Source organism: Nonomuraea sp. NPDC004354, assembly GCF_053602555.1.
Genome location: NZ_JBSGDV010000002.1, coordinates 490912 through 513686, shown reverse-complemented (window position 1 = coordinate 513686; position 22775 = coordinate 490912). Strand labels below are relative to the sequence as shown.

Sequence of the window (22775 nt, the reverse complement as noted above, 5' to 3'; positions counted from 1 at the left end):
GCCACGACCAGCACACTCACCATCACGATGCCGATCAGCAGCCTCCACGGCGGACAACACGTAATCCAGGCCGATGATCCATAGATGCATGCTTACATCGCGATCCCACCCCAACCAGTGCCATATCCGTTCACAGCCGTACTCGTGCTCGGGTCATCCGAATTCTTGGTGACGGTGACCACAGCCGCCCGATCGATGTCGGGAAGCACATGCGTATAGGTGTTCATGGTCGACGAAGGGTAGGCCGTCGCCAGTTGCAGTTTCCGTTGCAGTTCCATGCCGTCCAGGAGCGTTCAGGAAGACCGCACACAGCCACTGACCCGCATTGAACGATCCGGAACGGCTCAAACTGGATCTTGTAATCCGCAGGTTCCCAGGTCGACTGCTTCCCCGTCATAGAGAGTGGTGACGGCCTCCGGTGCTATCCAGCATCCCCGGCGTCGTGCCCGATCGCCTACGGCTTGGCGCACCAAGCTGTACCCATGCGGGGAGGCGCGGCGCAATGCCGAAGGCCATCCCATCGAGGGTACCGCCGTGCCCGTCGCGTGCCCGATGGGGCAGGAAACAAGGGGGAACAGCGGTGCACCACGGGGAACGCAATCGGTGCTGTGAGCTGCCTCTTCGCTGATTGGACGCGATCGGTTTGCAAGCAAGAAGTCGCGGGGTCGACTTTCCTGGCGTCGCCTCGAACCGTCCTGTAACTGATCATGTTGCGGAGAGATGCCCTACACTCATCGCGCATGCGACTGAAGACGATCTTCACTCTGGTCGCTCTCTACGCCATCACGGCAGCACCCGAGTTCCTGCCGGGCGCGTGGCGGGTGATCGTGCAACCCGCGACGGATGACGCGGTCGAGGTCTACTACCAACCTGTGTCCCCCGTGATGCTCAGATCGTACGAGGGCATCGGACCCTTCCAGCGCGCTCAGGAAGCCGCCCAGCGACGGGCCAAGGCCCACCCGCACGATCTTGCCCCACCGTACATCCTGCACAAGCCGTACCGGCTGGTCGCCCCCTACGTCACCGCGCGAGGACGCGAGCTGGCCATCCCGCCGATCTCCGGAGTGAACTGGTCGGACGGGAAACCCATCCCGTACACGATCGTGCCCCAGGTCCGGCTGGCGAAGAACAGCCAAGCCGAACTGACCGCATTGATGGAGAAGGAACGCAGGCCGATCGACGAACCCGAAGTGTTCGGCATGGGAATCGACCCGGAGCTCAACCGGATCGTCCTCGAAACCAATGCCTTCGACCAGGGCCTGCGCCGCAGGCTGGCCAAGCAATATGGCGGACTCGTCACTATCGAATGGGATCCCTTCGGCCAACGTCCTCAGCTCGACTGAGGAGACTCGGGCCGGAACGATCACGTAGCGGAATGCCGCCCGAACGCTGAAGAGCCCATCTCAACATGACGCTGGGACCGTTCTAGTTGCAGCGCTAGTTGCAATCCGAGGACGTACAGAGCCGTCCCAAGGGCACTAGCAGAGCCAGATGGTCCAGATTGAACCGATCAGGACGGGCGAGATCCGAGCTGCTAATGCGGTTTGGTGGCAACACCATCCGGGATTCAAATCCCCAATTCTCCGCGGCAAAGAGGCCCTCCCCGTTTCGACGGGGAGGGCCTTTCTGGCGTCCGGGTTGCAGTTATCCCCAGAGGGCCGAGTCCATGCGACCGCTCGCGTCCTTCATCTGGAGGGTGGCCACGTGTGTACCGCTCGGCGGTGGTGACCCTGGTGCGGCCGAGGACCTCCTGAACGACGCGGATGTGGACGCCTTGCTCGATCAGCCGTGTGCCCGGGTTCGGGGCACGACACGGATCGGTTCGCCGTTGTCGTGCACGGTGATGTGACAGGTCGGCGGTGGTCCGGCGGGGCGGGCGTCGCGCAGGGCGAGGCACTCGGCGAGTGGCAGCGGGCAGGGCACAGCGCGAAGGAGCAGGCGCTGCTCGTCCATGACGCGGGCGGTGATGCCGTCCAGGCGGACGATGACGCGCCGGCCGGCCAGATGGGCGCCGATGCACAAGGCCCGGCTGGCCAGGCTGATCGTGCCGGTCGAGCTGACCTGCCGGTCCACCTCGACGGCGCTCGCCTCGATCGGCGGTTCGCCGGCGGGCTCGGCCGGTGCCGGGCGGGCTCGGCCGGTGCCGGGCGGGCTTGGCCCGAGGCGAGCAGTGCGGCCAGGTCCTTGACGGTCAGCCGGGAGGCCACGCTCTTGAGCCGTCCGCCGCTCGGGCCACGGACATGCTGTAGCCGCTCTAGACCGAAGGCGTGCAGGTCAAGGGAACAGAGTCGGGTCCTCCGACTATCCAACTGCCGAACCGATTGCCGGACGCCCACTCCAGCAGCCATTCGGTCATCGTCTCCGGGATGGGTGAGTCCTCGTCGTAGTGGCGAGGAACGACCATGACTGGCCACTCTTCGGGTTTGCCCACCGTCATCCAGCCCATGGCATCGCCATCGATAGTGCTGCCCCATTGAAGGAAACCACCTGGTTCAGGCCACATCGCGAGCTTGAAGTCTTCCGGAGAGTCCTCCCTGAGATCCCGGTAGTAGTCCATCCACTCCGGCATGTGAGCCAGCTGGAGATCGGTAACGCTCCGAGGGTCTGAGATGTAGAGCCACTCGGCAAACTCGCAGGACCCGTAACGTTCGGTGAAGGCGATGCAATCAGCCGGAAGCCGAAAGCCGATGGTGTCGAAGAGATCATCCCAGGTGCGAGTACCGAACACCGGTTGAGCCGGCGGGGGCACGAGCGCGGTTAGTCGATCGAGCGCTGAGAGATCCTTAGTCACGGCACCGACGGTAATGGCTCGTCCTGCTGGAAACCATGCCTCCGGCGGGGCGCTCCGGCTCCGGGACGACCACCGAGCGTTCCTGGGGGCCGTAGACGGCTGAGGTGGAAGCCTGATCATCCTCCTCACGGGTCAGCGGCTCAGTCGAGAGCGCCGGTCGGGATGGGCTTGGTTTGCCGCCGGACAGCGCGGTCATATAGGAAACTTGCGTGCTAAAAGGTAACAAGGTCGGGCTCAGGGCCCGGTACGAGGACGACATTCCGATCCTGCGGACCGAGCTCTACGACGACGTGGTCAACGGCTCGCGGGCCGAAGGTCGGCCGTGGCGGCCGATCACACCCGGCACGAAGGATCCGCGGCTCGTGGTGGACGACACGGAGCAAGGCCATGTGCCGTTCTCGGTCGTGGAGCTGGACGGCGGCACGCTGATCGGCACCGCGACGCTGTGGGGCATCGACAACCACAACCGGTCCGCGCACATCGGGCTGGGGCTGCTGCCGTCGGCCCGCGGCCAGGGCTACGGCACCGACGTGGTCGCGGTGCTGTGCCACTACGGTTTCGTCGTGCGTGGCCTGCAGCGACTGCAGATCGAGACGCTGTCGGACAACGCCGCGATGCTGCGCTCCGCCGAGCGCAACGGTTTCGTCCGCGAGGGCGTGCTGCGTTCTTCGGCCTGGGTGATGGGCGAGTTCCTGGACCAGGTGCTGCTCGGGCTCCTCGTCCAGGACTGGAAGCCGGCCTCGAAGGCCGATCTCTGATCGTCACGTTCAGGACTTCGTCTACTCCGTGATGAAGAGGACTTCCCCGTTTCGACGGGGAGGTCCTTTCTGGTGTCCGGTCTGGTGTCCGGGTGGCAGTTGCCCCAGAGAGCCGAGTCCATCCGGCCGCTCGCGTCCTTCATCCGCAGGGTTGCGACATGGGTGTACCGCTCGGTGCTGGGTGACCCTGGTGTGGCCGAGGATCTCTTGGACGACGCGGATGTTCACGCCCTGCTCGATCAGGCAGTACGGCGGCGGTGTGGCAGGCGTCGCGGACACGGGCGTCTCGCACGCCCCCTTGCGTTCGCGGAAGACGAGATGATCAGGGAACAGGAGCAGAGCAGCCGAGGCGGTCCCAGACCAGGCGCCAGCGTTCCGCCGACAGGCTCTGGTCCCGCATGGCCCGATGCAACAGGTCGAAATCGCACCCCTGCGCGCTCAAATGGTCGAGGAGGGGTTCGTAACGATCGGCCCTGTCCCGTAAGAGTTCCGTTGCCAGCCGTAGTTCCAAACGAACCGCAGGAACCTGATGCGAGCCACATGCGATCCACACGTAGTGCTGCCACGGGCCGCGTCCAACGCATTCCATCGCGTCAGAGTCAACCTGCCTCTCGACGGTACTCATCTCCACCTTGACCCCGTGCGCCTCGAAGCTGGCGAAGTACTGCGAGGACGCTGGAAGCCACGAGGCAGCATGAAGGCAGGGGAACGAGGCAAGCGCGGCAGCGAACGTGTCCACATCCTCTCGCCGCGCCGCCAGGAGGTCGATGTCTCCGACAGGAAGGTGAACACCCTGGAGAGCAGCTGCGCTCGTGCCCCCCAGGCGGTAAGTGATGTCAGCACCTGCAACTCGCACAGTGGTCAGCACCGTGTCCAGCGCCCCAGTGACGTCCGCTACTTGAAGTGACCTTCCGCCGTTGTCCATGGCGAGCAGCGTAAGAGCATCAGGATGTGACTCGTCAGTCCTCCTGACCACACCAAAGCTTCCAGATCAACGAGTTCAGGAGCGAGCGGACCGGTTAGCGCAGCTCAATCCATGGTTCTCCACGACTCAACGAGGTAGCGAACGGTTCAACACGCCCCTCGGACACAGACCCATCCCCACATGCGCTTGTGACTCAGAGGGGATGAGCAGTTCTAGGCACAGGCCGCCCAGGGGCCTGCTCGGCGCACCCACCGCGATCCCAATCACCCTCATAGAGTCATCGTCATGGACGGAAATGATGCCTACATCCACCTTCCCAGCGGTCCCGAACTTGTCTTCGGCGAGATCATCGTGTGGACGGCCCTCCTTCTACCGACCGTCATCTGGCTCACGGTTGTGATGCTGCGCCGGTCGAAATAGAGCACCTGCCCAGACCTCGAGATCACGGATGGACGCGACGAGCGACAGCGCACTACTCCGGATAGTTCGTATTTCATTGACAGATCAGGTATTCCCGAAGTAGCGCCACATTGGCCGTCACACCTCTCGCCGAGATGCAGAATCCAGGGCCTACCTGCAGCGGAGATCCCAGGCACTTCGAGTGCTTGACATGACCAGCAGATCGACGATGACGGCCTGCGTGGTATAGAAGCCCGCACCCTCTTCCGGGTCATCGAATGGCACCCAGACGTTGACATCGAACCAGGCGTAGCTTCCAACAAGGTCAGCGGTTTTCGCCTTTTGATAGTACTTCAGCACATCCTTGGCCGACTCATCCGTATGCACGTCGAATCGAATATAGTAAACGCACATATTCGACTCGCCAGAGATCTCTCCCTGTGGTTCGCTGAAGCCGAACTCTGCACCTGATGGCAGCGGATAGCTTAAAACACGATCCATGATGCGCGCTAAATAGTAGTCATGGACCCAGGTCGGCGCCATGGCGACCACGAACAGCAGAGTAAGCGGCGCAATCACTAAGGCCACTTTACGACCCAATTGCGGCTTCCGATGGCCCGTTGCGCTTGAGGGCACGCGAGGAAGCTCCTCTTGCGATGCGATTGACATGGCCGACATCGTGTCTCGGATGCGACTACCAGATCAAGGGCGACTACAGTCCGCTCTCCGATCGCCTTCGACAACCGGTGACTCGATGTACTCGTCACGGAGGGGGCAGCAATGTCGAGGAACCCGGAGCCAGCGCGGGACGCTGCGATCACCACGTACGAGATACGGCCACCCCGCCGGAACGGCGTACATCACCGAGACCACGCCGCTCGTGGCGACGTTTACCCCGTTGCGCTTGTCGTTGCAATCCAGTGCCACCCGATTCCGTTCTGGACGGACCGGCCACGCCCGATGGCCTTGAATCGCGGGATGGGCAAGATCGGAGCTGCTCATGCGGTTCGGTGGCAACACCATCCGGGGTTCACATCCCCGATCCCCCACAGGTAGAAGGCCCTCACCCGTTCGCCTTTCTGGTTTCTGCGTTGCCGTTATCCCCAGAGGGCCTGCCCGCGTCCTTCGTCGGCGGGGTGGCGACGTGGGTGTAGCGCTCGGTCGTGGTCATCTCGTGTGGAGGGGGATCGCCTGAACGACGTGGACGTGGACGCCTTGCTCGATCGCGGATGGCCGCGGTGTGCTTGGCGTCATGAACCTGGCGTCCCGTACGCCAGCCTGTCTGAGGATGGATTTCCACACCTTCCAGCCCCCGGTGCGCTCGACCAGCGTGCAGCGGTCCGTCTGGTCTTGATCAGCCGGAAGACGGCGTACGGCTCATGCCGAGCATCACAGCCGCGTCCTTCAAGCGGCAGAACAGGCGATCCATATTTGTGGTGAGGAACGCAGAGAATGAGCACCTCAATATGTCCGCCGGGTGGTGATCAGGCTGGTGTCTGGTCCGGCAGCGTGGTGTCGCATCGCCGGTGGTGCGGTGACACGCGGCGTTCGGTGGCGTCGATGTAGTCGTGGAGGGCCTGGCGGGAGCGGGCGAGCGTGTCGATGTGCTCGTCCAGTCCGTGCAGGCGTGCCCGCAGGGTGTCCAGGAGTTCGGGGCAGGGCTCGAGGTCGGGGCCCGCGCCGGTGGCGCAGGGCAGCATGTACCCGATCTCCTGCGTCGACAGTCCGGCTCCGAGCAGCCTCCTGATCTGGGTCACGGTCAGGATGGCGTCGTCGGCGTACTCGCGGTAGCCGCTGGTGCCGCGTCCAGGCTTGAGCAAACCCTGGGCCTCGTAGTAACGCAGCTGATGCGCGTGGACTCCGGTCCGCCGGCTCAACTCCCCGATCAACACCCCACACGCCCCCTTGACCTTCATATCGGTATGAACGTTGAGGATTCTGCCATCACCGCCAACCCACTCGAGGGAGCACATGATGCAGAATCTCGACACTGGCCGCACGCCCGTGACGGTCATCGGCCTGGGTCTGATGGGCCAGGCACTGGCCGGGGCGTTCCTGCGCGACGGGTATCCCACGACGGTGTGGAACCGTACGGCGGAGAAGGCCGAGCAGCTTGTCGCCCAGGGCGCGAGGCTCGCCGACTCGGTCGGCGACGCGGTCGCCGCCAGCCCGCTCGTGGTGGTCTGCGTCTCCGACTACGCCGCCGTGCACGGGCTGCTCGATCCGCTGGGTGAGGTCTTCGCCGGCCGGGTCCTGGTGAACCTGACCTCGGGCACGTCACAGGCGGCCCGGGAGACCGCCGAGTGGGCGGTACGGCGGGGCGGCGACTACCTCGACGGCGCGATCATGACCGTCCCCGCGGCCATCGGCACGACGGACGCCGTCATCCTCTACAGCGGGTCGCGGCCGGCCTTCGACCTGCACGAGCCGGCCCTGAGCAGCCTCGGCGCGGGGACGACGTATCTGGGCGCCGACCACGGCCTGTCGTCGCTGTACGACGTGGCCGTCCTGAGCCTGATGTGGAACATCCTGAACGGGTTCCTGCAGGGCGCCGCCCTGCTCGGCGCGGCGGGTGTGGACGCCACGACGTTCGCCCCGCTCGCGAGCAAGGGGATCGACACCGTGAACGGCTGGCTGGCCGGGTACGCGCAGCAGATCGACGACGGGCGGTACCCCGCCCTTGATTCCACCATCGACACGCACCTGGCCGCGATGGAGCACCTCGTCCACGAGAGCGAGTTCGTGGGTGTGAGTGGCGAACTGCCGAGGTTCGTCAAGGCCTTGGCGGACCGGGCCGTGGCCGAGGGGCACGGCGGCGACGGCTACGCGGCGATGATCGAGCAGTTCCGCAAGCCCTCATGACCCAGCACCACCGGGGCCCGTTCGACCCACGCACGCTGCTCGCGGACAGCAGGCTCGGCGTCCTCGCGACGATCAAGTCGGACGGCCGGCCCCAGCTTTCGCCTGTCATGCCCTTCTACGACCGGCAGGCCGATGTCATCTACGTGTCGATGACCGAGGGACGCGCCAAGACGGCCAACCTGCGCCGGGACCCGCGGGCCACGCTCGAGGTCACCAGCCCGGACGGCCGGGCATGGGCCACCGCCGAGGGCGTCGCGACACTCACCGGGCCGGGCACCGACCCCCACGGTCCCGAGGTCGAGGCGCTGGTCGGCTACTACCGCCGCGCCGCCGGGGAACACCCGGACTGGGACGAGTACCGGTCGGTGATGGTGTCCGACCGCCGGGTGCTCATGACGATGACGGTCGACCACGTGTACGGCGCCGAGATCCGCTGACCGCGCTCCGACACTCCCCCGTTGTCGGCCGGTCCCCTGGTGATGGGGCCACCCGGGGGGCAGCGGTCAGAGGGCGAGCCGGTACCGCTGTTCGAGCCGGCCGCTGCGCGGGTGCGGGGTGGCCTCGCCGTACGGGAGCCAGCCGAGCCCCTCGTAGAGCTTGACGGCCCGACGATTGTCCACGTACACGGCCAGCTCGGCCTGGGCGAAGCCGGCGGCGGGAAGGCGGTCGGGAAGCGCCGACATCAGGTGCCGGCCGACGCCCTGGCCCCAGCTACCGGGGTGCACGCCGAGGTAGCGGACCTCGGCGGTCGACTCGTCCGCCGGCACGGGCTCGACCGCGGCGAACCCCACGATCCGGTCGTCGGCACCGAGCGCGACGAACAGCAGCGACCTGGGCGAGCGGTCGACCACCGCCTGGATGACGGGCCGGGCGAGGCTCAGCGGCGCGACCTCGTCGTCGCCGTCGCGGGCGGCCGTCGTTTCGGCCCAGATGGTGGCCGCCTCGTCGATGTGCTGTCCATGGCCGGCCACCTGTACGCGTACGTTGGTCACCGGGCCCAGTGTGCCGACGCCGGCTCCGGGCGGCGACCGGATTTCGGGCGCCGTCCCCGGGGTGGGCCAGGGTGGCTACCGGATTTCCGGCACCGTCCATGGGCCGGTGCCAGGGCGGGCCCGACAGCACGACAAGCTCAAGGAGCGGGAGATGACCGATGACTGGACAGTCCGGCGGCTGATCTACACCACCCTGGCCGACACCGGGCGCGCCCCTTCTCCGGCCGAGCTCGCCGCGCACGCCGGCATCAGGGACGACCGGGTCCGGGCGAGCCTGCGACGGCTGCACGACGGCCACATGATCGTGCTGGGGCCGTACGGCGACGCCGTCCGGATGGCCCATCCGTTCTCGGCCGCCCCGATGGGGTTCGTGGTCGCCCCGGCCGAGCCGTACGACGACCGGCTCTGGTGGGGCGGCTGCACCTGGGACTCCTTCGGCATCAGCGCCGCGCTCAAGCTCGACGTCGTCATCGACACCCGGTGTCCCGGCTGCGGTACGGCCCTGCGCTACGAGGTGGGCCCGGGCCGGCCGCCTGGCGAGGACTGGGTGGCGCACATCCCGCGACCGGCCCGCCAGTGGTGGGACGATGTCGTGGACACCTGCACCCACATCCGTACCTTCTGCTCGCCCGACCACCTGGCGGACTGGGCGGGCCGTACCCGGCGACCGATCGGCCAGGCGGTCCCGGTCCGCGCCCTCTGGGCGCTCGCCCAGCCCTGGTACGGCGACCGCCTCGACCCGGACTACCGCCCGCGCCCGGTCGCCGCGTCCCAGCGTCTCCTCTCCGAGCACGGCTTCGACGGCGACTTCTGGAGGCTTCCGGCCTAGCGCAGGAGTGCCGGTTCCGCACTATTCTCTGATTCCCGCCTGCCGGTACTGAGCCCACTCGACGATGACCCGAGACACGTGGGCAGAAAGCCGAGTCTCGAGAATGTTGGCGAGACTCTCACTGAATCGTTCATCCGACAGCGGCACGAAATCAGCCTTTAAAAGATCGATAAGTCTCTGCACACGCCGGCGTTCTTCATCGATACGCTGAGCCCAGTAGGTATTCATGATCGAAGCCAGCTGCTGATCGAGCTCGGCCTCGAGAATGATGCGCTCGGTGGGAGTCACGTGGTCCGGCGGCTCCGGAACGCTGGGATCTTGGACAAGCTCCGCAGGTACGTGACCACTCAATACCAGCAGCGATTCAAGCCGGACCCCAAAGAGACTGCTTATCTTCAGCAATTGGGCGATGGTGGGACGTGCGCCCTTTCGCCATCTCAACACGGTGCTCGGACTAGCATCCAGCGCACGTGCCAGAGACGCATCCGAACGATAACCCAATCCTGCCGCCGTCCTGGAGAACCAATCCCAGAATTCGTTGCTCTCCTCGGGCGGCGTCTCACTCATTGGGACATCTCCACGACTCTCCGCCCTCCACTCGTTCCACGGCAGCGTCATCCTACGCAGCGACCCGCGACCTCACTCAGCAGGGGGCGCATGATGCACCTTTTTGGACATTGCGTCAACGCAAGCCGTACGCAGCCATCAGGGCGATCGGATCAGACGGTCAGACAGAACCCGATCACACGTTCACGCCGGCTTCCGGCCCGAGCCGGCCCGATGCGGCCATTGACAAACCGCATGCTCACAGACGTGCAGGTCAAGCGCCACCCACCTTCGCAGAGTGACCACTTCTTCACGATCTGTCCAAACAGTTCGGCTATTGCCTACGCGCAATGGCTTCCATCACATGCATGCCGTGTTGCGCACTCGAGCCCCGTTATGCCCTAGACTCGCCTACAGCCTCGGGCGTCGCCCCTCGCTCTGGAGACAGGGTGGGGGGCATGTTGCGTCCAGGGAGACCAAAGGGCCCGGCTATGACGACGCGCAACCCCGCGAAGGTCACGTCTTCTACAACCGGGCCCCGAATGGATCTGGTCCGCACGTCAGCTACAGCCGGGGGCGGAACCTGTCGGGAAGAATACCCATGTCGGGAGAGGTATGACACCCTCCTGGCGGGTTTTGCCCCAGGTCCCCATCCGATGTTCCTACTCGGGACCATCGGGTTCGTCCACTTCCGCGTTACGGCTGACGTCCAACGCGAAAGGACGAAGAAGTGGCGCAGCGTCCCACCAAGCCGGAGGACTCCGACCCTCCTGAAGACAACTCTCTCGTCTCCCTGCGAAGCGCGGTCATCCTCCTCGCTTCCATCGGGGGAGGTGGCGTTGCGGGCGTGTTGGCGTACGCCGCCGAATGGAGCGTTCCTGCCAGCGTGCTGATAGGGATCAGCGCGTTCGCTGCGTGCGTATCCAGCCTCAGTAAATGGATAGACCGGCGGCGCTGATCAGCGGAGGGGGCCGTTCGCCACGGACGGCCCCAACTCCGTGACCGAGCACAGGGTCAGCTGCCGAGGCGCATATCCTCGATTCGTGAAGATCGGGGGCATCGTGGCGGGCGCGCTCGTGCTCGGGTCGGGATTCGGTGCGGCGATCTCCTTCCTCAACGCCGTCTCCTCCCCTTACGCGGCGGTCGGGAGCCGGATCGCGGGCACGGGGTGGGCGGCTGCCGCGGAGGTCGCCAGTCTGCTCCTCGACTCCGGCTGGGCCTGGGCCGGGCTGGCGGTCGCCGCAGGCTGGTCGGCCACGGCACGTACGGCAGGCATCCGCGCGGCGACCCGTGGAGCAGCCACGGCACGTACGGCGGGCGACCCCGCGACGACCCATGGAACGGATACGGCAGGCGGCCCCGCGACGACCCGGGGGGCAGGGACGGCGGGCGGTCGTGCGGTGGCTCGTGGGGCGGTCGCCGGGGTGCTGGCCCTGATCGCGGCCACGGCGGCCTACTACTGCCTCGACTCCGTCCTCCGTGACGAACCGCTGTCGTGGTACTGGCCGGAGACGGTCCGGTGGTGGGTGGCGAGCGTGCTCTTCGGAACGCCGCTGGGCGCGGTGGGCGCGAGCATCCGGCGCCCCGGCCTCGCCGGTCTTCTCGCGAGGCTGACCGTGCCGGTCGGCGCGGCCGTCCAGATGGTCGTGCTCCCGCCCCGGGAGAGCGACCTGATCGCGACCCCGCTCGTCGTGTGGGCCGCGGCCGCCATGGCCATCGGGTTCACCGTCGTCTGGTTCGTCCGAACGGCGGCCCGACGGCCCACGCCATGACGTAGAACCGCCGTGTCAGGGAGCGTCGCCGCTTCCCGCAGAGGGGGGAAGCTTGCCCCGCCACGGCAGGAGTACGGCGCTGCCGGCGCAGAGCACCCCGGCGACCAGGAGCGACGAGCGGCTGGTCCACAGGGTCGCGACAACGCCGCCCACGGCGATGGCAAGCGGTTGAACCGTCCTGGCCCCAGGCGGTCCGACACGGATCATGAGGCGCTCCGGAGTGACGTCCATGCGGTAGACGGCGAAGATCGGGTTGAAGATCCCCGCGCACAGCAGCAGGAAGAAGTCCGCCGTGGTGATGAGGAGAACGGCCTGCGGTCCGGTGCCGACGAAGGCCATCGGGATGATCCAGATCGTTCTTTCCCGCCCGGCCCCGAGGTCTTCGGGTGGACTGGCCCGCACCACGAACCATGGCCGCCGCCGCTGACACCGGCCTGGCGGCGCGCTCACAGGCGCTCACAGCCCCTATCGAGAACCATCGTTCACCTGCGCATCGCCGGCGACCCACCCACCGTTCACCCGGACCGGCCCGAAACCGTCACGATCCGCTGCCAGGATGCGCACGGCTGGTACGACGTGTCGATCACCTGCTCTGAGGACCCCCACCTCCTCCGCCGGCTCATGGGCCACATCGAGAACGGCGCTTTCAGCATGTCCGAATGAAGCACCCCAGGAAGGTGTCCCCCATGTGCCGCAATGCCGCTCACTCCCATGAGCATGCCCACGACGTTCCCGAAGGCACGGCCGCGTTCGCGGACCTGTCGGTGCCGGAGAAGGAGCTGTCGCCCGGCGACCTCAGCCGACGCCGCTTCCTGCTGAACAGCGGCCTGCTCGGCGCCGCCACCCTGGGGGTGACCGCCCTGGGCGGGCTCGCCGCCGCGCGCCCCGCCGCCGCCTCCACCGGGGGCTCGCGCTACTACCAGTGGCTCGCCGGCGACCACCACGTGCACACGCAGTACAGCTACGACGGCATGTACACCATCGAGCAGCAGGCCGCGGGCGCCATCAAGCACGGCCGCGTGGACTGGCTGGTCATCACCGACCACGGGCACGCCGCGCACGAGAAGTTCGCGGTCGAGTCCACCTACGCCGACATCGTCGCCTCCCGCGCCAGGCATCCGGAGCTGCTGCTGTGGCAGGGGCTGGAGTGGAACGTCCCCGGAGGGGAGCACGCCACGGTGTTCTTCGACGGAGCCCGCGACGAGATCCAGCTGCTGCGCGCGTTCGAGCGGCTCTTCGACTCCAGGATCAACGGCACCGGCGCGAGCACCCCGGCCAACGAGGCCAAGGCCCTGGAGGCGCTCGGCTGGCTCGAGACCGCCCTGCGGACCGGCTCGGCCGACTCCGCCCTGTTCCTGATCAACCACGTGATGCGGCGTGGCCGGTTCTCGCCGCGCGACCTGCGGGCCTTCCGCGACGCGGCCCCGAACGTCGCGGTCGGCATGGAGGGCGCGCCCGGCGCCCAGAACGAGCCGAGGGCCCGCGGTGACTTCAACAACACGGCGGACGCGAACTCGTGGACCGGCTGGCGGCCCGAGCACTATCCCACCTACGGCGGCTTCGACTCGATGACCGGCATCCTGGGCGGCATGTGGGACTCGATGCTCGCCGAGGGCAAGGGCTGGTGGATCACCGCCAACTCCGACGGCCACTTCTACAACAACGACACGACCGTCGAGCCCGAGCGGCCCGGCGACTGGTACGACCAGCACGGGAAGTACCCGGACCCGATCGACGGAGGCGTCCCGATCAGGCACGCCGACTTCTGGCCAGGCCAGTTCAGCAGGACTGTCGTCGGCGCGGCCTCGCGCAGCCACGGCGCGGTCATGGAGGCGCTCAAGGCCGGTCGTGTCTGGGTGTCGATGGGCGGGCTGATCGACGGCCTGCACGTCGACGCGCACGCCCCGGGCAACGCCCGGGTCACCCTCGGCGGCCGGTTGTCGGTGCGCCGCGGCGACGACGTCACCGTCACCATCTCCGTCGACCTGGCGGGTCGCCCCAACGCCAACGACGACGTGCCCCGTCTGGCCAGACTGGATCTGATCCGGGGAGCCGTCACGGGTTCCGCCGCGGACCCCGACACCTTCACCGCCCCGGACGTGCGGATCGTCGAGTCGTTCACGCCGCGCGGCAGAGGCCGGGTCGCCGAGTTCCACTACAGGTTCCGCGACGTCCGTGAGCCGTTCTACTTCCGGCTGCGCGGCACCGACGGCAAGCGCAGCGCGGCCGGGGGCCTTGAGCCGGCCGCCGACACGGGTCCCAACGAGAACCCCTGGAACGACCTGTGGTTCTACGCCAACCCGGTCTTCGTGGACGTGCTGTGACCGCTCGACCGGTGCCCGCCTGGTTCGCCGACGCCGATGCCCCGGGTGACGCCGGCCCGAGCACCAGGCCGGGAAGTGAGCCGGGACGTCGCCGCTACTCGCGGGAGGCCACCGCGTCCGACGGGCGCCGGCGGAGCACGAGCCTGGCGGGGACGACCGTGGCCGCCAGGGCCAGGACGGCCGCCGCCGCGATCACGCAGGCGTAGGTCACCGGCGCGATGGACGGCACCGCCGAGCCGGTCATGCCCAGGCTGAAGGCCGACAGGGTGATCAGCGCGATCACGGTTCCGGCGACCGCCGCGATCAGTACCGCGGCCAGCGTCTCGATCTTGAGCATCCGCAGCACCTGCCGTCGGGTCGTGCCGACCAGGCGCAGCAGGGCCAGTTCGCGGGAGCGTTCGGAGGTGGACATGGCCAGGGTGTTCACCATCGCGATCATGGTGAACGCGATGATCAGGCCCATCGCCACGTAGTTCACCTCGGCGTTGGCCGGCTTGGCGCCGATCTGCTGCTCGACGTGCTGCTTGAGCAGGGGGTACGGCAGGTGCAGGTCGCCGAAGGCCAGGCCGCGGCTGTAGACGGCGCTCACGGTCAGTGTGACGGGTGTGCCGTCGCCCAGCGTCATCGTCACCTCGTCGCCGGGCCGCACCCGCAGCCGCTCGGCGGCGGTGGCGCTCACGGCCAGCTTGGCCGGGTCCAGGCCGCCCGCGACCACGCCCAGGTCCAGGGTGGGCCGCTGGGCGGCCTGCGCGCTGTACTTCTCCAGCCCGACGCGGACCGACGTGCGCAGGATCTCGGTCGGGGCTTTGGTTCCCGCTTCGGCCTGCGCCTGGGCGGCGTTCTCCATGGTGGTCTGGACGAACAGGATCGTGCAGGTCATCGCGATCATCAGGGCCATCGGCACGACCACGGAGGCCAGCCGCCGGGTGTTGGCGCGCAGGCTCCTGGCGGCCAGGTAGCCGCTCGTGCGGCCCAGCCGCAGCGGGACGTCCAGGACGGCGACGGCGGCACGGGTCACCAGCGGGCCGAGGACGCTGAGCGCGAACACCCAGGTCAGCGCGGTCAGCATGGTCACCGGGCTGGAGGCGGCCTCGACGCTGAGGCCGGACAGGACCGCGGTCAGCGTCACCGCGCCGGCCAGCATGACCAGGCCGAGCGCGATGCGGATCCACGGCAGGCGCGCGATGGGCCGGGCGGCCTCGCCGAGCGCCTCGACCGGGCGGATCCGCGCGGTACGGCGGGCCGACAGCCGCGCCGCCGCCCATGCCGCGGCGACGGTGGCCAGGAGCGCGGCGGCGATCGGGAACGGGCTGACGACCAGGTGGAGGTTGTCAGGCATCGCGCCGAGCCGGACGAACTGGGCCCGCAGCCAGAACCCCAGCCCCACGCCGGCCAGCGCGCCCAGCGCCCCTGCCACCGCGCTGACCATCAGTGCCTCGCCGCCGATGAGCGTGCGCACCTGCTTGGGCGTGGCCGCGACCGCCCGCAGCAGGGCCAGTTCGCGCTGGCGTTGCTGGATCGACAGGGCGAAGGTGCCCACCACGACGAGGATCGCCACCAGCAGCGAGGTGCCGCCCAGCGCGCCGCCCAGGGAGACCAGCTTGACCCTGGCCTGCTCGGCGTTGAGGAACTCGACCGGCCCGCGCTCGTCGCCGGTGTAGGCCAGCGCGTCCTTCATGGCGGGCAGCCGTACGGCGGGGAAGACCCCGATGGCGCTGACCTTGCCCTCGTGACCGGCCAGCCGCCGTGCCTCGGCGGTGTCGAAGAAGACGGTGTCCTGGCTGGGCAACGCCTGCGCGGTCACGCCGACGACAGTGTAGGCGCCGAGCCGCTCGCCCGGCGCCAGCGCGGACCGGGCGTCGACGACGATCTCCTTCGGCCCCGAGGGCGCCTGGCCCCGCGCGATCGTGAACGGGGTCAGCGCCGCCGACTCCCAGCCGTGCCCGACGGCCCCGCGGAACGGGAAGGTCACCTCGGCGATCACCTTGTCCACGCCCGGGACCCGCTCCAGCCGCGCCACCAGGGCGGCGGGGATCCACCGCCGGTCGGCCAGCGGCTTGGCCTTCTCCTTGGTCTCGCCGTCGCCCTTGTCGACGGTCTCGCGGACGAACTGGTCACCGGCGACGACCAGCGGGGTGCCCGCCCACCTCTCGGTGGCCACCTTCCCGCGCAGCCCGGTCTCCAGCAGCATGCCGCAGGCGCAGACCAGCGCGGCGGCGCAGAACAGGGCCAGGAACGCCCCGGCGAAGGCGGCCTTGCGGTGCCGCAGCGACTTCAGCGCGAAGGACATCATCAGACCCACGCCCCCAGGTGCGTCATGCGGGCGGCGACCTTGTCGGCGGTCGGCGCCGCCATGGTGTCGACGATCCGGCCGTCGGCGAGGAAGAGCACGGTGTCGGCGTACGAGGCCGCCACCGGGTCGTGAGTGACCATCACGACGGTCTGGCCCATCGTGGAGACCACTTCGCGCAGCAGGCGGAGCACGTCACGGGCGGTCATGGTGTCCAGCGCGCCGGTCGGCTCGTCGCCGAAGACCACCTCCGGCCGCGTCGCCAGCGCGCGGGCGATCGCCACCCGCTGCTGCTGGCCGCCGGACAGCTCGCTGGGCCGGTGCTTGGCGCGGCCCTCCAGCCCGACACGCTTCAGGATCTCGGCCACCCAGGCGCGGTCCTCCTTCACCCCGGCCAGGCGCAGCGGCAGCGTGACGTTCTCCATCACGTTCAGCGAGGAGACCAGGTTGAACATCTGGAACACGAAACCGACCCGCTGCCTGCGCAGCTCCGTCAGCTCCTTCTCCCCCATGCCCGACAGCTCGGTGCCGCCGAGCCGTACCGAACCCGAGCTGGGCACGTCCAGCCCGGCCGCGCAGTGCAGGAAGGTGCTCTTGCCCGAGCCGGAGGGGCCCATCACGGCGGTGAAGCTGCCCCGCGGGATGGACACCGTCACCTCGCGCAGGGCGGCGACCGCGCTCTGGCCCCTGCCGTAGACCTTGCTCACGTTCTCGAGTCTCACCACGTCCGTCATGGCTTCCACTCTGCTGAGCTGCGCCTTCGCCAACCAGAGACGCCGTCACGACCTCGACATGACGACATCATGATCCGGACACTGGTAGACATTTCTCGTGATTCGAGTGCTTCTCGCGGAAGATCAGCACGTCATCCGCAGCGCGCTGGCGACCCTCCTCGCGCTGGAGGACGACCTGGAGATCGTCGACGCCGTCGCGTCCGGCGACGCCGCCCTGGACTCCGCCCGGGTCCACCGGCCCGACGTGGCGGTCCTCGACATCGACATGCCCGGCACCCTGGACGGCCTGGCCGCCGCCGCGAAGCTGCGCGCCGAACTGCCCGGGTGCCGCGCCCTGATGCTGACCGCGTACGGCAAGCCCGGCCACCTGCGCCGGGCGCTGGCCGCGCAGGTGGACGGGTTCCTGCTGAAGACCGCGCCGCCCGAGGAACTGGTGGCGGCCATCCGCAAGGTGGCCTCAGGGGAGCGGGTGCTCGACCCCTCGCTCGCCGTGACCGCCTGGGACCTGGCCGACAACCCGCTCACCGAGCGAGAGGTGGAGGTGCTCAGGCTGCTCGCCGGGGGCGCCCAGGCCACGGAGATCGCCTCCCGGCTGTTCCTGAGCGCGGGAACGGTGCGCAACTACCTCACCACGATCGTCGCCAAGCTGAACGCCCGCAACCGGACCGACGCGGTGCGCGTCGCTAGCGAGGCAGGCTGGATCTGAGCTCGAACCAGCCGTCCTCTACCGAGGTGGTCAGGGCGCCGGAGAGCACGGCCAGCCGGGTGGTCAGGTTGCCGATGCCCGACGACCCGCGCCGCGTCCTGGAGCGCTGCGCCCCGTCGTTGCGCACGCTGAGCAGCACCTCGTCGCCTGACGCCGAGGTCACGATCTCGACCTGGCGGGCCGCGCTGTGCCGCAGGACGTTGGTCACCGCCTCCCGCAGGACGGCGCTCAGCGCGGTGTCGGCCTCCGCGGTCAGCTCGTCGTGCCCCAGCTCCACGTGCACCTCGATGCCTGCCGCCTTGAGCACCGACCGGGCCGAGCCCGCCTCCTGGGCGAGGGAGAGGACGCGGTGCTCGCCGGAGACCGCCCGCAGGTCCGCCTCGGCCTGTTCCGTCATCTCCAGGATCTGCCGCAGCTGCGCGGCGGGGTCGGCCAGGCGCCGGGCCAGCTCGCAGGTGAGCAGGATGGCGGCCAGGCTGTGGCCGAGCAGGTCGTGCAGGTCGCGGGCGGCGCGCAGGCGCTCCTCCACCACCGCGGAGCGGGCCAGGTCCGCCTTGGCCTCCTCCAGCTCCCTGACCACCTGGGCCAGGCGGAGCAGGCCGTACACGACCAGTCCGGTGACCAGCGTGCTGACCGTGTAGTTGACCGTCACCGGCACCGGCAGGCCGAGCCGTACGCCGATGGCCGCGACGGCCCCGATGACGAGGGCGACCAGGGGCCAGGCGAGCGACCAGCGGAAGGCCAGCAGCAGCGGCCCGGCGAGGAACCCCGCGACGCCCAGCCAGACCATGTCGAAGAACGCGATCGGCGCGAAGGCGAGCACGGCCATGACGGCCAGCGCCACCATGTGGCGGCCGCGGGTGGAGCGCACCTGGAGGTACCCGATCACGCCGAGGAGGACGGCGGCCGCGGGCAGCTGGGCCACCGGGAGCTGCAGCAGGGCCTTGACGCTGAACCCGGTCAGTACGGTGGCCAGCAGCGCGACCGCGAACCGGTGGGCGTGCCGTCCGGCGGTGGTGTCCGGCCGGACGGCGGGCAGCGGGAGCGCGGCCTCCACGACCAGCCGGCCCTGGGGCGTCAGGCCGGTGGTGAGCGAGCCGCCCGCGTCGGCGAAGCCGGACGGCAGCTCGCCCAGGAAACGGTCGTCGGCGGTGCGGGCCCCGTCGCCCGTCACGCGCAGGCGTACCGTCTGGCCGTCGGCCATCGTCTCGATCAGGCACTCCGACCCGGTCTCGATCACCTCGGTCACCGCCTCGCGCAGGACCGCGGCCAGCAGCGCCCCCGCGGGGCCCAGCGGTTCCGGGTGGGCGGCGCGCACCTCGAACCGGATGCCGGCGGTCGAGAGCATCGCCTTGGCCGTGGTGAGCTCGGGCGTCAGCGAGGTGGCGCGGTAGCCGGCCGCCGCCGAGCGCGCGTCCGCCAGGGCCGTGCGGGCGGTCGTGACCACCTCGCCGAGCAGTTCGCCCGCGTTCTGCGGGGCCGCCAGCGCCCGGCGGCAGCCGTCGGCGATCGCGGCCAGCCCTGCGCCGAGCCCGGTGTTCAGCTCGGCGGCGATCCGCAGCCGCTCCTCGGCCACCGCCGCGGCGGCCAGCGCGAGCCGGGCGGCCTGCATCTCGCCGACCCGCTCGGTCAGGCGGGTCAGCCCGAAGATCACCAGCGAGATGAGCGCCGCGCTGATGGTCGCGTCCAGCGTGCCGACCCAGGCGGCGATCACGACGACCAGCGGGGCCAGCAGCCGTAGCCGGGTCAGCAGCAGGGAGCCGCCCAGGAACCCGAGCAGCCCCACCGACAGGCCCAGCGCGAGCACACCCGCGAAGCACGCCACCGCCTGCGCCCCCACCAGCCACCAGGTACGGCGGCGCGGCAGCTGCAGCAGGAAGGCGGGTAACGCGGCCAGCACGCCGTACGGCGTCGCCGCCACGTAGACCGCGGCGAAGGCGGCGAAGACCGCGACAGCCGTGACCCGCGCCATGACACCCCTTCCGAAACTCCGGCGAAAGGCAACATTCTCGACGAACACCCCGAAACCCACACCGGCGGCCTTTTTAGAGGCTAGTCTCTAAAACATGAGAGTTCCGAGGGTGTGGGGGGCCAGCGCCGGCGAGATGGCCGAGCCCTACGCGTGCGACAGGTTCGTCGAGGAGCCGTTCGAGGGCTGGTTCCGCGCGGTCAGCGTCCAGGCCGCCGCGGCGACGGTGTTCCGCTGGCTGTGCCAGTTGAAGGTGGCGCCCTACAGCTACGACATCCTGGACAACGCGGGACGGCGCAGCCCCCGGAAGCTCACTCCCGGGGTCGAGCGTCTGGAACGGGGCCAGCGTGTCATGTCGATCTTCGAGCTGGTCGACTTCGCGCCCGACCGGCACCTGACCCTGCGGATGACCGACGCGCGGGCGGCGGCCGTGTACGGCAGGCTCGCCGTCAGCTACACGGTGCGGGAACACCGGCCGGGGCAGTCGCGGCTGGTCGTCAAGCTGGCCGTGCCGAACGCGGGACTGGGGCGCCACGCCGTCCTGCGACCCCTGCTGGCCTGGGGTGACCTGGCGATGATGCGCCGCCAGCTGCACACCCTCCGCGACCTTGCCGCCGCGAGCTGACCTCGGGAACCGCACGGGGGCGTTCCCGAGCCCGGCGCACGGTCTACAGCGGCAGCCGGATGTCGAAGCGGCAGCCCGGCCCCTCGTTCGCCACGGTCACGTGGCCGTCGTGCGCGGCCACGATGCCCTGGGTGATCGCCAGGCCGAGACCCGCGCCGCCCTCCCGCGTCGGGGTGCGCGCCTTCTCGCCCATGAACGCCACCTCGAACACCCGCTCCAGATCCTCCTCGGGGATCCCTCCGCACGCGTCGGCGACGGTGAGCGTCGCCGCCCCTTCCTCCACCGCGGCGCCGACCACCACCTCGCCACCGGCGGGCGTGTGCCTGATCGCGTTCTCGACGAGGTTGCGCAGCGCCCTTCCCAGCGCCGCCGCGTCGGCGCTCACGGGCACGATCCCGCACTCCGTCCGCACCTTCACGCCCTTGCGCACGGCGAGTGCCTCGACCCCGGCGACCGTGTCCGCCACCAGGTCGCCGAGCCCGATCCTGGTCCGGTGCAGCCGGAGCGCGCCCGCGTGGATGCGCGACAGCTCGAACAGGTCGTCGACCATCGAGGAGAGCCGTTCGACCTCCACCCTGATCTGGGTCGGGTACCGGTGGGGGTCGCCGACGCCGTCCTCCAGCGCCTCGGCCATGGCTCGCATGCCCGCCAGCGGCGTGCGGAGGTCGTGGCTGACCCACGCCACCAGTTCCCTGCGCGCCCCTTCCAGGGCGCGCTCCCTGGCGTAGGACTCCTCCAGGGCCTGGGCGATGTCCCGCAGCTCGGCCGGCAGCCCCGCGGGCACGACGAAGGACGGCTCCCGCACCGCGGCGGCGAGGCGCCGGCTCGCCCCCACCACCTGCCGTGCAAGGGCGAAGGCCACGCCGAGTCCGACGAGGCCGCCGACGGCCACCACGGACAGCACCAAGTCCCTGGCCGAGCCGTCGATGATCATCTTGAGCGTGATGGCGGTGACGCCGGCGAGCGTGGCCACGACCGCGACCACCGCGACGACGGCCAGCATGACGCCGATGGACCGGGTGCGCAGGCACCGCATCAGGGCGAGACCGGCACCCGCCACGACCATCCCGAGCCCGGCCGTCACAGCCACTATTTCCAGAAAAGTCATGACAATGGCTCGTATCTGTAGCCGACGCCCCACACGGTGACGATCCTTCGCGGAGCGGTCGGGTCGGGCTCGACCTTCTCCCGCAGCCGCCGCACATGGACGGTCACCGTCGACGAGTCGCCGAACGACCACCCCCACACCTGGTCGAGCAGCGCGGCCCTGCTGAAGGCCTGGCGCGGGTTGCGCATCAGGTAGGCCAGCAGCTCGAACTCCCGCGAGGTCAGCATGACCGGCTCGCCGCCGAGCCGTACCTCGTGCGCGCCCACGTCCACGACCAGGTCGCCGTCGCGCAGCACCCCCGTACCGCCGGTGACGGCGGCGCCCTGGGCCCTGCGCAGCACCGACCGCACCCGCAGCGCCAGCTCGCGCGGGCTGAACGGCTTGGTCACGTAGTCGTCGGCGCCGGTCTCCAGGCCCACCACGCGGTCGATCTCCTCGCCGAGCGCGGTCAGCATGATCACCGGAACCGGCCAGCGCTCCCGCAGCTTCCTGCACACGTGCAGGCCGTCGACCTTGGGCAGCATCAGGTCGAGCACCATGAGGTCGGGCGGTTCGGCGAGCGCGCGCCGCAGGGCCTCCGCGCCGTCGCCGACGCACTCGACCCGGTGGCCGTCACGCTCGAGATAGCGGGCCACGACCTCGGCGACGGTCGGGTCGTCGTCGACCACGAGGATGCGAGTGCTCACACCGTCACGGTACGGCTAATTCCCGCGCGAAAGCATGGTCCCGGGCGTACGGTATGCGTATGGGTCGATTGGTCATGCTCGTCATCGGCGTCGCGCTGGCGCTGTGGGTGCTCGTCGCCTTCATCCTGCCCATGCTCGTGGGCCTGGTGAAGCTCGCGCTGATCATCGGCGTGATCGCGCTCGTGGTCTTCGTCGCCGTCGCCCTGGTGGGCAGGACGGCCCGCTAGGTGTTCAGCCTCGCGCTGGCGGACCCGGCCGGTCTCATGCTGATCGCCGGCCTGCTCCTCCTCCTGCTGGCGGCCTGGGCCGTCGGCGTGCTCCTGGCCCAGCGGGGCGGCACGCCGAGCTTCCCGCTGACCTACGCCAGGAGGACGGCGTTCCTTCGCCAGCGCGACCCTGACGCGGCGGGCAGACCGCGGCCGAGAGCTCCGTCACCGCACTTCTCGTGAACGAAGAACC

25 protein-coding genes are annotated in these 22775 nt (G+C 69.2%); 12 read left to right on the top strand and 13 right to left on the bottom strand.

Going from position 1 to position 22775, the window contains the following annotated elements; all coding sequences use genetic code 11:
• Positions 1–740 precede the first annotated feature (740 nt).
• Complete coding sequence (locus tag ACWENQ_RS08150) at positions 741–1343, top strand: hypothetical protein (RefSeq protein WP_452413239.1); 603 nt, start codon at positions 741–743, stop codon at positions 1341–1343.
• 439 nt (positions 1344–1782) lie between these two features.
• Here the strand turns inward: ACWENQ_RS08150 and ACWENQ_RS08145 are convergent, their stop codons facing one another.
• Both ACWENQ_RS08145 and ACWENQ_RS08140 read right to left on the bottom strand, forming a co-directional pair.
• Positions 1783–2073, bottom strand: coding sequence for a hypothetical protein (locus ACWENQ_RS08145; RefSeq protein WP_452413238.1), 291 nt, complete (start codon positions 2071–2073; stop codon positions 1783–1785).
• Positions 2074–2254: 181 nt separating this feature from the next.
• Positions 2255–2791 carry a hypothetical protein gene (locus ACWENQ_RS08140; protein WP_452413237.1) on the bottom strand — a complete coding sequence of 179 codons (537 nt, stop codon included), beginning with the start codon at positions 2789–2791 and terminating at the stop codon, positions 2255–2257.
• A gap of 209 nt (positions 2792–3000) precedes the next feature.
• Here ACWENQ_RS08140 and ACWENQ_RS08135 point away from each other — a divergent pair, with 209 nt between their 5' ends.
• Positions 3001–3549 (top strand): GNAT family N-acetyltransferase, encoded by a 549-nt coding sequence (locus tag ACWENQ_RS08135; RefSeq protein ID WP_452413236.1) that lies wholly within the window; start codon positions 3001–3003, stop codon positions 3547–3549.
• A 322-nt stretch (positions 3550–3871) separates the two neighbouring features.
• On the opposite strand, the gene ACWENQ_RS08130 is transcribed toward ACWENQ_RS08135, so the two are convergent.
• Positions 3872–4474 (bottom strand): hypothetical protein, encoded by a 603-nt coding sequence (locus ACWENQ_RS08130; RefSeq protein ID WP_452413235.1) that lies wholly within the window; start codon positions 4472–4474, stop codon positions 3872–3874.
• 285 nt (positions 4475–4759) lie between these two features.
• On the opposite strand from ACWENQ_RS08130, the gene ACWENQ_RS08125 reads away from it, so the two are divergent.
• Complete coding sequence (locus tag ACWENQ_RS08125) at positions 4760–4894, top strand: hypothetical protein (protein WP_452413234.1); 135 nt, start codon at positions 4760–4762, stop codon at positions 4892–4894.
• Positions 4895–5044: 150 nt separating this feature from the next.
• Here ACWENQ_RS08125 and ACWENQ_RS08120 read toward each other — a convergent pair whose 3' ends face one another.
• Both ACWENQ_RS08120 and ACWENQ_RS08115 read right to left on the bottom strand, forming a co-directional pair.
• Positions 5045–5542, bottom strand: a complete 498-nt coding sequence (locus ACWENQ_RS08120; protein WP_452413233.1) for a hypothetical protein — start codon at positions 5540–5542, stop codon at positions 5045–5047.
• Positions 5543–6357: 815 nt separating this feature from the next.
• Entirely contained in the window at positions 6358–6750 is a 393-nt protein-coding gene (locus tag ACWENQ_RS08115; protein ID WP_452413232.1) for a MerR family transcriptional regulator, read from the bottom strand.
• Positions 6751–6844: 94 nt separating this feature from the next.
• Between ACWENQ_RS08115 and ACWENQ_RS08110 the strand changes: the two genes are divergently transcribed.
• Both ACWENQ_RS08110 and ACWENQ_RS08105 read left to right on the top strand, forming a co-directional pair.
• Positions 6845–7735 (top strand): NAD(P)-dependent oxidoreductase, encoded by an 891-nt coding sequence (locus ACWENQ_RS08110; protein WP_452413231.1) that lies wholly within the window; start codon positions 6845–6847, stop codon positions 7733–7735.
• Positions 7732–8172 (top strand): PPOX class F420-dependent oxidoreductase, encoded by a 441-nt coding sequence (locus ACWENQ_RS08105; protein WP_449930016.1) that lies wholly within the window; start codon positions 7732–7734, stop codon positions 8170–8172. Before ACWENQ_RS08110 ends, ACWENQ_RS08105 begins: the two co-directional genes overlap by 4 nt.
• A gap of 66 nt (positions 8173–8238) precedes the next feature.
• Here ACWENQ_RS08105 and ACWENQ_RS08100 read toward each other — a convergent pair whose 3' ends face one another.
• Complete coding sequence (locus ACWENQ_RS08100) at positions 8239–8727, bottom strand: N-acetyltransferase family protein (RefSeq protein WP_452413230.1); 489 nt, start codon at positions 8725–8727, stop codon at positions 8239–8241.
• 151 nt (positions 8728–8878) lie between these two features.
• Here ACWENQ_RS08100 and ACWENQ_RS08095 point away from each other — a divergent pair, with 151 nt between their 5' ends.
• Complete coding sequence (locus tag ACWENQ_RS08095) at positions 8879–9556, top strand: alkylmercury lyase family protein (protein ID WP_452413229.1); 678 nt, start codon at positions 8879–8881, stop codon at positions 9554–9556.
• 21 nt (positions 9557–9577) lie between these two features.
• Here ACWENQ_RS08095 and ACWENQ_RS08090 read toward each other — a convergent pair whose 3' ends face one another.
• Positions 9578–10123: a helix-turn-helix domain-containing protein gene (locus ACWENQ_RS08090; protein WP_449930022.1), complete on the bottom strand. Its 546-nt coding sequence runs from the start codon at positions 10121–10123 to the stop codon at positions 9578–9580.
• A gap of 1022 nt (positions 10124–11145) precedes the next feature.
• Here ACWENQ_RS08090 and ACWENQ_RS08085 point away from each other — a divergent pair.
• Positions 11146–11874 carry a hypothetical protein gene (locus ACWENQ_RS08085; RefSeq protein WP_452413228.1) on the top strand — a complete coding sequence of 243 codons (729 nt, stop codon included), beginning with the start codon at positions 11146–11148 and terminating at the stop codon, positions 11872–11874.
• A gap of 15 nt (positions 11875–11889) precedes the next feature.
• Here ACWENQ_RS08085 and ACWENQ_RS08080 read toward each other — a convergent pair whose 3' ends face one another.
• Positions 11890–12213, bottom strand: a complete 324-nt coding sequence (locus tag ACWENQ_RS08080) for a hypothetical protein (protein WP_452413227.1) — start codon at positions 12211–12213, stop codon at positions 11890–11892.
• A gap of 347 nt (positions 12214–12560) precedes the next feature.
• On the opposite strand from ACWENQ_RS08080, the gene ACWENQ_RS08075 reads away from it, so the two are divergent.
• Positions 12561–14198: a PHP domain-containing protein gene (locus ACWENQ_RS08075; RefSeq protein WP_452413226.1), complete on the top strand. Its 1638-nt coding sequence runs from the start codon at positions 12561–12563 to the stop codon at positions 14196–14198.
• 94 nt (positions 14199–14292) lie between these two features.
• On the opposite strand, the gene ACWENQ_RS08070 is transcribed toward ACWENQ_RS08075, so the two are convergent.
• Both ACWENQ_RS08070 and ACWENQ_RS08065 read right to left on the bottom strand, forming a co-directional pair.
• A complete protein-coding gene (locus ACWENQ_RS08070; RefSeq protein WP_452413799.1) occupies positions 14293–16491 on the bottom strand; it encodes an FtsX-like permease family protein in 2199 nt (732 codons plus the stop codon).
• Positions 16491–17222, bottom strand: coding sequence for an ABC transporter ATP-binding protein (locus ACWENQ_RS08065; protein ID WP_449930030.1), 732 nt, complete (start codon positions 17220–17222; stop codon positions 16491–16493). The genes ACWENQ_RS08070 and ACWENQ_RS08065 overlap by 1 nt, the downstream gene beginning before the upstream one ends.
• A 97-nt stretch (positions 17223–17319) precedes the next feature.
• Between ACWENQ_RS08065 and ACWENQ_RS08060 the strand changes: the two genes are divergently transcribed.
• Entirely contained in the window at positions 17320–17928 is a 609-nt protein-coding gene (locus ACWENQ_RS08060; RefSeq protein ID WP_354917050.1) for a response regulator transcription factor, read from the top strand.
• Here the strand turns inward: ACWENQ_RS08060 and ACWENQ_RS08055 are convergent.
• The gene (locus ACWENQ_RS08055) at positions 17906–19900 is read right to left on the bottom strand and encodes a histidine kinase (protein ID WP_452413225.1); all 1995 of its coding nucleotides are present in this window, start codon (positions 19898–19900) and stop codon (positions 17906–17908) included. The two genes, ACWENQ_RS08060 and ACWENQ_RS08055, sit on opposite strands and share 23 nt — an antisense overlap.
• Positions 19901–19994: 94 nt before the next feature.
• On the opposite strand from ACWENQ_RS08055, the gene ACWENQ_RS08050 reads away from it, so the two are divergent.
• On the top strand, positions 19995–20522 hold the full coding sequence (locus ACWENQ_RS08050) for a hypothetical protein (RefSeq protein ID WP_449930035.1): 528 nt from the start codon (positions 19995–19997) through the stop codon (positions 20520–20522).
• A gap of 43 nt (positions 20523–20565) precedes the next feature.
• Here the strand turns inward: ACWENQ_RS08050 and ACWENQ_RS08045 are convergent, their stop codons facing one another.
• On the bottom strand, positions 20566–21630 hold the full coding sequence (locus ACWENQ_RS08045) for a sensor histidine kinase (RefSeq protein ID WP_354917043.1): 1065 nt from the start codon (positions 21628–21630) through the stop codon (positions 20566–20568).
• The gene (locus tag ACWENQ_RS08040; RefSeq protein ID WP_354917040.1) at positions 21627–22316 is read right to left on the bottom strand and encodes a response regulator transcription factor; all 690 of its coding nucleotides are present in this window, start codon (positions 22314–22316) and stop codon (positions 21627–21629) included. The genes ACWENQ_RS08045 and ACWENQ_RS08040 overlap by 4 nt, the downstream gene beginning before the upstream one ends.
• A gap of 59 nt (positions 22317–22375) precedes the next feature.
• On the opposite strand from ACWENQ_RS08040, the gene ACWENQ_RS08035 reads away from it, so the two are divergent.
• Positions 22376–22543 (top strand): hypothetical protein, encoded by a 168-nt coding sequence (locus ACWENQ_RS08035; RefSeq protein ID WP_452413224.1) that lies wholly within the window; start codon positions 22376–22378, stop codon positions 22541–22543.
• Positions 22544–22765 (top strand): DUF6412 domain-containing protein, encoded by a 222-nt coding sequence (locus tag ACWENQ_RS08030; RefSeq protein WP_354917034.1) that lies wholly within the window; start codon positions 22544–22546, stop codon positions 22763–22765.
• Positions 22766–22775 lie beyond the last annotated feature (10 nt).

Bases quoted from the DNA above. Each gene is read 5' to 3' on its own strand.
- ACWENQ_RS08150 (WP_452413239.1), top strand. From the start codon at position 741: ATGCGACTGAAGACGATCTTCACTCTGGTCGCTCTCTACGCCATCACG.
- ACWENQ_RS08130 (WP_452413235.1), bottom strand. From the start codon at position 4,474: ATGGACAACGGCGGAAGGTCACTTCAAGTAGCGGACGTCACTGGGGCG.
- ACWENQ_RS08125 (WP_452413234.1), top strand. From the start codon at position 4,760: ATGGACGGAAATGATGCCTACATCCACCTTCCCAGCGGTCCCGAACTT.
- ACWENQ_RS08120 (WP_452413233.1), bottom strand. From the start codon at position 5,542: ATGTCAATCGCATCGCAAGAGGAGCTTCCTCGCGTGCCCTCAAGCGCA.
- ACWENQ_RS08110 (WP_452413231.1), top strand. From the start codon at position 6,845: ATGATGCAGAATCTCGACACTGGCCGCACGCCCGTGACGGTCATCGGC.
- ACWENQ_RS08105 (WP_449930016.1), top strand. From the start codon at position 7,732: ATGACCCAGCACCACCGGGGCCCGTTCGACCCACGCACGCTGCTCGCG.
- ACWENQ_RS08095 (WP_452413229.1), top strand. From the start codon at position 8,879: ATGACCGATGACTGGACAGTCCGGCGGCTGATCTACACCACCCTGGCC.
- ACWENQ_RS08090 (WP_449930022.1), bottom strand. From the start codon at position 10,123: ATGAGTGAGACGCCGCCCGAGGAGAGCAACGAATTCTGGGATTGGTTC.
- ACWENQ_RS08080 (WP_452413227.1), bottom strand. From the start codon at position 12,213: ATGGCCTTCGTCGGCACCGGACCGCAGGCCGTTCTCCTCATCACCACG.
- ACWENQ_RS08075 (WP_452413226.1), top strand. From the start codon at position 12,561: ATGTGCCGCAATGCCGCTCACTCCCATGAGCATGCCCACGACGTTCCC.
- ACWENQ_RS08070 (WP_452413799.1), bottom strand. From the start codon at position 16,491: ATGATGTCCTTCGCGCTGAAGTCGCTGCGGCACCGCAAGGCCGCCTTC.
- ACWENQ_RS08065 (WP_449930030.1), bottom strand. From the start codon at position 17,222: ATGACGGACGTGGTGAGACTCGAGAACGTGAGCAAGGTCTACGGCAGG.
- ACWENQ_RS08055 (WP_452413225.1), bottom strand. From the start codon at position 19,900: ATGGCGCGGGTCACGGCTGTCGCGGTCTTCGCCGCCTTCGCCGCGGTC.
- ACWENQ_RS08050 (WP_449930035.1), top strand. From the start codon at position 19,995: ATGAGAGTTCCGAGGGTGTGGGGGGCCAGCGCCGGCGAGATGGCCGAG.
- ACWENQ_RS08045 (WP_354917043.1), bottom strand. From the start codon at position 21,630: ATGACTTTTCTGGAAATAGTGGCTGTGACGGCCGGGCTCGGGATGGTC.
- ACWENQ_RS08035 (WP_452413224.1), top strand. From the start codon at position 22,376: ATGGGTCGATTGGTCATGCTCGTCATCGGCGTCGCGCTGGCGCTGTGG.